General features: G+C 72.5%; 1 protein-coding gene. It reads right to left on the bottom strand.

From position 1 onward, the window contains the following. Nucleotides 1–305, bottom strand: a 305-nt coding sequence (locus NQO67_RS43585) for a KR domain-containing protein (RefSeq protein WP_255956211.1), incomplete at both ends; no start/stop codon positions are given.

Genomic DNA, 305 nt, shown 5'->3' on the forward strand with positions numbered 1-305 from the left:
GAGAACAGCACGAAGGCCGTGAGGTCCATCTCGCGGGTCAGCTCGTGCAGGTGCCAGGCCGCGTCCACCTTCGGCCGCAGCACCGCGGACAACCGCTCCGGGGTCAGCACCGACACCGTGCCGTCGTCCAGCACCCCGGCACAGTGCACCACCGCAGTCAGCGGACACTCCCCCGGAAGGTCGGCCAGCAGCTCGGCCACCGCCTCCCGATCGGCCACGTCACACGCCACCACATCCGCCTGCGCACCCAACCCGGCCAACTCGGCAGCGAGTTCCGACGCGCCGGGCGCCGCCATGCCACGCCG

Origin of the sequence: Streptomyces odontomachi (assembly GCF_024435355.1) — a bacterium.
Lineage (GTDB): Bacteria > Actinomycetota > Actinomycetes > Streptomycetales > Streptomycetaceae > Streptomyces > Streptomyces odontomachi.